The sequence below is a fragment of the Streptomyces europaeiscabiei genome, from assembly GCF_001550375.1.
GTDB lineage: Bacteria > Actinomycetota > Actinomycetes > Streptomycetales > Streptomycetaceae > Streptomyces > Streptomyces europaeiscabiei.
The window spans coordinates 1-8,199 of sequence record NZ_LRTR01000876.1; the positions used below are offsets into that span (position 1 = coordinate 1).

Sequence of the window (8,199 nt, forward strand, 5' to 3'; positions counted from 1 at the left end):
CGACGACTTTCCGGTCTGTCAGCTTGCGTCCTTCGACGCGGAACGAGGTCACCGTGTTGCTGCCCGCGTTGACCGCCAGCAGCATGCCTGACGTGTCGTCGTAGACGAGGGAGCCCTGGGAGGCGAGCGAGTCCGTGGGGGCATCGACCTGATCGCCGCCCCTGCCGCCGGTCGCGAAGGTCCCCGAGGGACTGAGCTTGCCGTCGTCACCCCGCGCGAACACGTGGATGGCGTTGCCGTCCAGCTCGTTGCCCTGGACGAAGACCGCGTGGTCGGCCCCGGCAGCGCTCCCGGAGTACTGACTGGCCGAGGCCAGGGACACGGCCACCGTGGCCGCGCCGGCAACGGCGAGGGCCCCGCCACCGATCATGATCCGCCTTGTCCTGGACTTCGCCCGGTGACCGCTGCGCGTCCCGGCAGGCCGGCCTGTGCGGTGGTGACCACTACTCTGCATGTTCGTTCCCGTTCCTCTGGGGGCTGCGTCGTCTGTGCGCCCTTCATCCGCGATTGCGGACAGCAACAGCGTGGCCAAAGGGAACAGCGTGACGACGCGGAACGGCGATCGCGTCAGACTCTCGTAAGAGAGTCCTGGACCTGGACGCCTCGCAGAAGGAGGTCGCCCTGCCAGTCCACCGGCATCATCGAGGTCACCGACGCCTTCCCTCTCGAACCGAGTGCGCGCATTGATGAGGATGCGCGGTCGTCAGAGGAGAACTCGTCCGACAGCGGCGTATGGGAGATGCGCTGTCGCGTTGGTCGCGGCTTGGTTCACGGGAAGCAGCATGTGGCAGATGGGGTGGTCAGGGACGCATGGTCGGGGTCTCCGCCTCGGGCGGTTGGTGCCGTGCCGGTGCCGGATCACGCCGCTTGGCGAGCCGGTCGGCCCTCCAGCGTCGCCTCAACCAGTCGCCGGCCTCCCCGATCGCGCCGAGGAACGCGGCCGAGGCGATGCACTGTACGAGCGTGGCGGGCTGGTCGAACGCCTGGCCCACCAGCCGGAGGACGAGGGCGATCAGCGCCCACCAGACGGTGAGGGAAACGGCGCGCCGCACACGCCGCCGACTGGTCACGGGGCGGCCCTCACTACTCGGCGTGGCGCAAGCGCTGCGTAAGTGCAACCCACTGCGGCCACGATGGCCGCGGTGGCCGTAGCCACCAGGGTGATCACGGGCGGCGCCTCGGCCAGGCGCGGCACCGTGTTGAGGGGCGCGACGGCGTAGAGGGCGAGCAGGGCCAGGCCGCGCGGGCGCATGGGCGCGAGCCGGCGCCTCAGCCGGTGTGGTACCCGGCCGCTGACCAGAGCCAGTCCGGCCGGGAGCAGGGTGAGGGAGAAGAAGACGAGGCCGATCCAGTGCCAGATCATGTGTGCGAGAACTCCTGCGGTATGCGGTGGGCCGGTGGAGATACGGGGCAGCTCTCGCCACGACGGCGTCGGCGTTCGACTGTGTCCAGCTGGGGAGCGTTGGCAGGGGTGGAGGGGGCTGCAGCCGTACGCCAAGAGCGCGGCCATGGCCGCCAGGTCGATCCGGATGTGCCTGATGGGCGATCAATCACGATCGGTCCTCGTCTCGGTGGACGAGATGGGCGGTGAGCGCCCCGATGAGGAGGGCCCAGGCCACAGACGCGGGTCCTGCCGGGTGCCAGCCCAGCAGGATGGTGGCCCCTGCTGTTGTCGCTCCGGCGGCTACAGCACGACGGTCGGTGGCAAACGCCCACTGCTCACGGGCGGTTCCTCGGTGCCGGAGTTCGCCGAGTGCCGTTCTGACCACCAGGGCGGCGATGATGATTGCCGGGGCCAGCAGCGAGGCGTCCGCGGCCATCAGCCGTACATCCCGTCAAGCCGGTCCGTCATCTTGGCATCCATCGGGCCGTCGGCCGTTTCTGCCCGCAGAGCGTGAGCGACCGCCTGCCCCGGTGGCAGAGAAAACACCCTGGTGGCCTGTGAGCGGAATCGTGGGGCAGCGGCCATGACGGCGCACCTCCGGGCAACGGCGACGGGCACAAGGCCCCTTCACGCCGACCAGACTTCCCGGCACACCCCACGTCTCTTGACGTGTTCTTTGCACTCTATCTGCTGTCGGCGCCCCCGGACAGTCCTGCAAGGAACGGTGTGGACCATGGCCCCGCAGACGCGCTCCTCCTCCCCCCGGCCGGTCCGCCCGGCGTCCATGCACAACAGCCCACCGGCGCAGGCACGATCGCGACGAATGGTGACGATCACGGGCACGGCTACCTCCCAACCCAGGTGCTCAACTCGGTGATACCAGGCCCATATCCACCACCATGGCGATCGTCTCGGTTGTGGGAGTTTGGTCTCAGGTGTCGACCGGTGAAGCCCCTGTACAGGAGGGACAATGCGACCGCTCTCTCCCTGTTCGTTGTCTGAACCGCCGGGCGCATGCCCGGTTGGCTGCCCTCCGGATGGTCCGGCTGTCCGGCGAGTCGGTCAGTGGCCGGCCGACAATTCGCCGCTGAGCTTGCCGTGGAGGTGGGCGCTGGATTCGTTCAGGCCCGTGATCTCGACCTGTTTGCCGCGCTGGGCGTATTTGGTCTCGATGGCGTCCAGGGCGGCGACGGACGACGCGTCCCAGACGTGGGCTGAGGACAGATCGATGACGACCTGGTCGGGGTCGGTGGCGTAATTGAACTGGCCGACGAGATCGTTGGCGGAGGCGAAGAACAGCTCGCCCGTCACCCGGTAGACGACCGTGCTGCCGTCCGGGTCGGTCACGGCGGTGACCTCGGCGAGATGCGCGACCCGCTTGGCGAAGACGACCATGGCGGTGACCGAGCCGACGACGACACCGATGGCAAGGTTGTGGGTGGCGACCACACAGGAGACGGTGATCACCATGACTGAGATCTCCCCGGCGGGCAGCCGCTTGAAGGTCTTCGGTGCGATGGAGTGCCAGTCGAAGGTCGCGAACGACACCATGACCATGACGGCGACCAGGGCGGCCATGGGAATGTCGGAGACGACCGGACCGAAGACGACGCACAGCACCATCAGGAACGCGCCGGCCAGGAACGTGGACAGACGTGTTCGGGCGCCGGACACCTTCACGTTGATCATCGTCTGGCCGATCATCGCGCAGCCGCCCATGCCGCCGAAGAAGCCGGTGACGATGTTGGCGATGCCCTGCCCGATCGACTCGCGGGTCTTGGAGGAGTGGGTGTCGGTGATGTCGTCGACCAGCTTGGCCGTCATGAGCGACTCCATCAGGCCGACCAGCGCCATCGCGAACGCGTACGGGGCGATGGTGGTGAGGGTGTCCAGGGTGAACGGCACGTCGGGCAGGCCGGGAGTGGGCAGGGAGGACGGCAGGGTGCCCTTGTCGCCCACGGTCGGCACGGCGATCCCCGCCGCGACCGTGATCACGGTCAGGATCACGATGGACACCAGCGGGGCCGGGATGACGGTGGTGACCTTCGGGAAGAACACCATCAGCGCCAGGCCGGCCGCGATCAGCGGGTACACCGGCCAGGGCACGCCGGTCATCTCGGGAATCTGAGCCATGAAGATCAGGATGGCGAGGGAGTTGACGAAGCCGACCATCACGCTGCGGGGGATGAACCGCATCAGCTTCGCCACGCCGAGCGCGCCGAGGATCACCTGGAACACGCCGGCGAGAATGACCGCGGCGACGAGGTAACCCAGACCGTGCTCGCGGTTCAGCGGTGCGATCACCAGGGCGACGGCGCCGGTGGCGGCGGAGATCATTGCCCGGCGCCCGCCGACGACGGCGATGGTGACGGCCATGGTGAAGGAGGCGAACAGGCCGATCGCCGGATCGACCCCGGCGATGATGGAGAAGGAGATCGCCTCGGGGATCAGCGCGAGCGCGACCACCAGACCGGCCAGTACCTCGGTGCGCCAGACCTTCGGATCACGCAGCCACTCGGGCTTGAGACCTCGCAGCCGCGCGGTGGGAGACAGTGCGGAAGAAGACAACGAAGAAGCTACCTGTCGTACTCGTGCACGCCCCTGAACCAGCACGGGGTGGTGCGGAAGACGGCGCGGAAGGCCAGGCGGCATCCCACGATCGGCCCGGCAGTGGACCGGAAGTCGAGGTCGGAGCCGAGGGGCGCGATCGAGTGCGCATCGGGGCTCTGGTCAGGGGCGAAGGGTGGCTCTGGTCAGGGGCGAAAGGTCACGGCGGACAGGCGGCGGCGCCGGGCACCACAGACTCGCGCACGCATCTCTCCCGCAGGACTCGACATTCTTCACCGGAGGCGGCATCGGCCCCGACACGGCAACGGCGAGGCGGCAGGCCCGCACCGCACACGCGGAGGAAGGGCGGCACTCTGCCCTCACCCTCAGGAACTCTACCCTAACGTTAGAGTAGAGATCGGCGGGCTGGTCGAGACGCAGTGCCATCGGCGACGAGAAGGGCCAGGTCGGGGACGTGGACGGCAAACACATGCAGATCGGCGAGGTCGCCGCGCGAACCGAACTTTCCCTGCGCACCATCCGGCACTACGAGGAGACCGGCCTCGTGGCCCCGTCGGCGCGCTCGCAGGGCGGCTTCCGCCTCTACACGGAGGCCGACGTCGCCCGCCTGATGGTCATCCGACGCATGAAGCCACTCGGCTTCACCCTCGACGAGATGCGCGCTCTGCTGGAAGCCACCGACCGCCTCGACTCCGGCGAGGACCTGTTGCCCGAGGAACGCGAAGAACTCCTCGACCGGCTGCGGGGCTTCGAAGAGGCCGCACAGCAGCGCGTGGCGGACCTGCGCACCCAGCTGGCCAGGGCAGAAGAGTTCGCGGCCACCCTGCGCGAACGCCTCCCGCACACCGGCACACCGGCCCGGACTGCATAGGCGACCGGAACCGCGTGGGACGCGGCTTGATCACCTGCCACTCGTCACCCTCGTGATCCCGCCACTACGGAACTGTTGTCGAAGTACTCGTCGAGGCGAGCTCGCTGGGCGGGGGTAGACCGTTCGGTGGACCGCCGGCCGACCAGAACACGTCACCCGGACGGTGGCTGAGGACGGACAGCTGGGCCGCCTCCCGAACCTCAACAGTCCAGCGCGCCTTCGTGCTGAGTTGGAAGCACATTGAACGGCTGGGCGGCAGGTCCGCATCGGCCATCACTGATGGTCACCAGCTCCAGCCGCTCCAAGGCGACGCGCATCCACGGATCATAGGATGAGCCTCACAATCCGGATTTGGGCGCTCTTCAGGGCGGCCTCCGCACCCGAGCCACAAGAAGCGGCAGAAGGGGGACAGCCATGGGCGCGCCACGCCTGAGCAGCACACCGTTGCCGGGAATCGGTGTCCGCTACGACCTGACGACACGGGAGCACCGCCGCCTGTCCGTGGTCGCCCACCGCGACGGGCCGCGCACGATCAGCGCCTACCGTGAGGACGACCCCGACGCGTGCGCGCTGTCCGTGCGGCTGACCGCAGAGGAGGCGGCCACCCTCATCGACGCGCTGATGCCCGCCCACCACAACCCGAACCTGCTGTCCACCACCGGCCTGGGGCTCGTGGCCGAGCGCATCGAGCTGACGGCCACGTCGCGCTGGAACGGGCGCCTGCTGGGCGAGACTCGGATGCGCACCGAGACCGGCGCCTCGATCGTGGCCGTGCTGCGCCGGGCCGAAGCCATTCCCTCCCCCACACCCGACTTCCGGCTCGCCGGCGGTGACACCCTCATCGTCATCGGCACCCGCGAAGGCGTGGAGACCGCCGCCGCGATACTCGGGCGGGAGTAACCCGCCATGCACTCTTCCGCCGTCTTCCTGATCGAGTTCGGCTGCATCATCCTGGTCCTCGGGCTGCTCGGCCGGTTCGCCGGGCGCTTCCGGTTCTCCCCGATTCCGCTGTACCTGCTGGCCGGACTCGCCTTCGGCAACGGCGGCCTGCTGCCGCTGGGCTCCAGCGAGGAGTTCATCGCCATCGGCGCCGAGATCGGCGTCATCCTGCTGCTGCTCATGCTGGGCCTGGAATACACCGCCAGCGACCTGGTCACCAACCTCAAGACCCACTACCCCGCCGGTCTCGTCGACGCCCTCCTCAACGCACTGCCCGGCGCGGCACTCGCGCTGCTGCTGGGCTGGGGCCCGGTCGCCGCCGTCGTCCTGGCCGGCGTCACCTGGGTCTCCTCCTCCGGCGTCATCGCCAAGGTCCTCGGCGACCTGGGCCGCCTGGGTAACCGCGAAACCCCGACCGTCCTGAGCATCCTCGTCCTCGAAGACCTCTCCATGGCCGTCTACCTGCCCATCCTCACCGCCCTGCTGGCCGGGACAGGCCTGGCGGCAGGCAGCGTCACACTCGCCGTCGCCCTCGGCGCAGCCGCCCTCGTCCTGTTCCTCGCGGTCCGCTACGGCCGCCACATCTCCCGCTTCGTCTCCAGCGACGACCCAGAAAAGCTCCTCCTCGTGGTTCTGGGCCTGACCCTGGTGATCGCCGGGCTCGCCCAGCAGCTGAACGTGTCCGCCGCCGTGGGTGCCTTCCTCGTCGGCATCGCCCTGTCGGGCGAAGTCGCCGACGGCGCGCACAGCCTCCTGGCCCCGTTGCGGGACCTGTTCGCCGCGGTGTTCTTCGTCTTCTTCGGCTTGAACACCGACCCCGCCAGCATCCCGCCCGTCCTGCTGCCCGCCCTCGCCCTGGCCGCCGTCACCGCCTGCACGAAGATCGCCACCGGCTACTGGGCCGCCAAGCGTGGCGGCATCGCGGTCAAGGGCCGCTGGCGAGCCGGCGGGGCCCTCGTCGCGCGTGGCGAGTTCTCCATCGTGATCGCCGGACTTGCCGTCGCCGCCGGCGTCGAACCGTCCCTCGGCCCGCTGGCCACCGCCTACGTCCTGATCCTCGTCCTCCTCGGCCCTCTCACCGCCCGCTACACCGAACCGCTGGCCTCCCGCCTCCTCGGGCAGCGCCACACACAACCCGCCCCGAAGCCCAACGACACCACACCACCGACGTCGGACGCGTACGAGACCATCAGCGATCAGGATGCCGTCGGCCACGCGTGACCGACCGCGCGCGGGACGGCTGTCAACAGACAAGCCTGGGACGCAGGCCAACACACCCAGCCCCTGATTTCGCAGAGCGATGCGGCGACCCAGATGAATCTCACCATCACTCCGAAAATTTCAACCAATCGGAATGCATTGGCAGTGGCACGCCCAGAGTTCATGAATGATGCTGCAGTCGAAGATCCGATGCATGAGACCTCCGACGCCAGCGATCAGACACAGGCCGAATCCGATCAGGAATTAGGGAATGCGGCGGCCCGACTCAGGTGTCCTGGGACGACTCATGGGAGGGGTAGAAGCTCGACAGGTCACCGCTGCTCTGGCCTGCTGCCACCGCTCCATGCGGCGCCGACAGCTCTGAGTCAGGAGCCGCACCCCAGCGGCAGCAGTCGCCACGCATACCGTTTACTGCTCCGCGACCCGGGACGAAACCCTCTCACGACAAGGGCGCCGCTGCCCGCCCCGCACGGGGTGCGAGGCGCCGAGGGGGTACGGGTATGGAACTGTCGGTGCTGGCCGCTGCAGCGGCTACGGCGCCCGTCGGAGCGATGGCCACTGCCTCGTGGACCCGGGCGACGGAGGCGGTGACCAGTCCGTGGCGCCGCTTCCGGCCGGGGGAGGCGCAGGAAATCGGGCGGGATCTGGAACTGCTCCACCGCGACGTGTACAGGGCGCGCGAGCGGGGCGACTCGGCCACCGAGAACGAGCTCGTCGCGGAGTGGCAGGGCACGTTGGGCCGGGTCCTGCGCCGCCACGAGGAGATGGCGCCCGCCCTGCGCATGGTGCTGGAGGAGGACCTCGCACCCTTGCTCAGCGAGGAGCAACAGCAGGTGATCTACAAGCAGTTCAACACCGCGAGCGGTCATGGCACCGTCGTCGCCGCGCAGAACGGCGTGATCCACTACCACGCCCAGCAGACCCCGGCGGAACCGAACGGTCCGGACGAGTGAACTCCGAGAGCGAGGTGCCCACTTCCTGGTACCAGGAAGTTCGGGTGGAGGGCGGCTTCGGCTACGGCGTGCAGCACGCCGACCTCCGCGTTTTCGCGAACGGCATGCCCCTCTGCCTCCTGGTGAACTGGCGGGAGCCGCCCGGCGCGGATCCCCGGTGGCTGCGTGAGCTGCCCAGCCGGATGCTCAACGCCCGCCGCGAGGCGGTGCCGTTCACCGGCCGTGCACACGGGCTGGACGACCTGCGCGCCTGGCGGGACGAC

General features: G+C 68.9%; 9 protein-coding genes and 1 pseudogene. 5 read left to right on the forward strand and 5 right to left on the reverse strand.

Features of this window, described 5'->3' with window-relative positions; translation table 11 throughout:
- The 5 genes and pseudogenes from AWZ10_RS44520 to AWZ10_RS44540 all read right to left on the reverse strand — a co-directional run.
- Window positions 1-370: pseudogene (locus AWZ10_RS44520) on the reverse strand (hypothetical protein); the annotation flags it as partial.
- 430 nt (window positions 371-800) lie between these two features.
- The gene (locus tag AWZ10_RS44525; RefSeq protein WP_060894040.1) at window positions 801-1,070 is read right to left on the reverse strand and encodes a hypothetical protein; all 270 of its coding nucleotides are present in this window, start codon (window positions 1,068-1,070) and stop codon (window positions 801-803) included.
- A complete protein-coding gene (locus AWZ10_RS44530; protein WP_060894041.1) occupies window positions 1,067-1,363 on the reverse strand; it encodes a hypothetical protein in 297 nt (98 codons plus the stop codon). Before AWZ10_RS44530 ends, AWZ10_RS44525 begins: the two co-directional genes overlap by 4 nt.
- Window positions 1,364-1,550: 187 nt before the next feature.
- Window positions 1,551-1,820: a hypothetical protein gene (locus AWZ10_RS44535; protein WP_060894042.1), complete on the reverse strand. Its 270-nt coding sequence runs from the start codon at window positions 1,818-1,820 to the stop codon at window positions 1,551-1,553.
- A 626-nt stretch (window positions 1,821-2,446) separates the two neighbouring features.
- Complete coding sequence (locus AWZ10_RS44540) at window positions 2,447-3,937, reverse strand: SulP family inorganic anion transporter (protein WP_060894046.1); 1,491 nt, start codon at window positions 3,935-3,937, stop codon at window positions 2,447-2,449.
- Between the two features lie 469 nt (window positions 3,938-4,406).
- On the opposite strand from AWZ10_RS44540, the gene AWZ10_RS44545 reads away from it, so the two are divergent.
- From AWZ10_RS44545 to AWZ10_RS44565, 5 genes are all read left to right on the forward strand, one after another.
- Window positions 4,407-4,823 (forward strand): MerR family transcriptional regulator, encoded by a 417-nt coding sequence (locus AWZ10_RS44545; RefSeq protein ID WP_107417622.1) that lies wholly within the window; start codon window positions 4,407-4,409, stop codon window positions 4,821-4,823.
- 414 nt (window positions 4,824-5,237) lie between these two features.
- Window positions 5,238-5,723, forward strand: a complete 486-nt coding sequence (locus AWZ10_RS44550) for a cation:proton antiporter regulatory subunit (RefSeq protein WP_060894043.1) — start codon at window positions 5,238-5,240, stop codon at window positions 5,721-5,723.
- A gap of 6 nt (window positions 5,724-5,729) precedes the next feature.
- Entirely contained in the window at window positions 5,730-6,983 is a 1,254-nt protein-coding gene (locus AWZ10_RS44555) for a cation:proton antiporter (RefSeq protein WP_060894044.1), read from the forward strand.
- A 500-nt stretch (window positions 6,984-7,483) separates the two neighbouring features.
- Window positions 7,484-7,936 carry a hypothetical protein gene (locus tag AWZ10_RS44560; RefSeq protein WP_119583051.1) on the forward strand — a complete coding sequence of 151 codons (453 nt, stop codon included), beginning with the start codon at window positions 7,484-7,486 and terminating at the stop codon, window positions 7,934-7,936.
- Window positions 7,933-8,199, forward strand: a 267-nt coding sequence (locus AWZ10_RS44565) for a hypothetical protein (protein WP_159058592.1), incomplete at its 3' end; no start/stop codon positions are given. The genes AWZ10_RS44560 and AWZ10_RS44565, both read left to right, overlap by 4 nt.

Bases quoted from the DNA above. Each gene is read 5' to 3' on its own strand.
- AWZ10_RS44530 (WP_060894041.1), bottom strand. From the start codon at position 1,363: ATGATCTGGCACTGGATCGGCCTCGTCTTCTTCTCCCTCACCCTGCTC.
- AWZ10_RS44535 (WP_060894042.1), bottom strand. From the start codon at position 1,820: ATGGCCGCGGACGCCTCGCTGCTGGCCCCGGCAATCATCATCGCCGCC.
- AWZ10_RS44550 (WP_060894043.1), top strand. From the start codon at position 5,238: ATGGGCGCGCCACGCCTGAGCAGCACACCGTTGCCGGGAATCGGTGTC.
- AWZ10_RS44555 (WP_060894044.1), top strand. From the start codon at position 5,730: ATGCACTCTTCCGCCGTCTTCCTGATCGAGTTCGGCTGCATCATCCTG.
- AWZ10_RS44560 (WP_119583051.1), top strand. From the start codon at position 7,484: ATGGAACTGTCGGTGCTGGCCGCTGCAGCGGCTACGGCGCCCGTCGGA.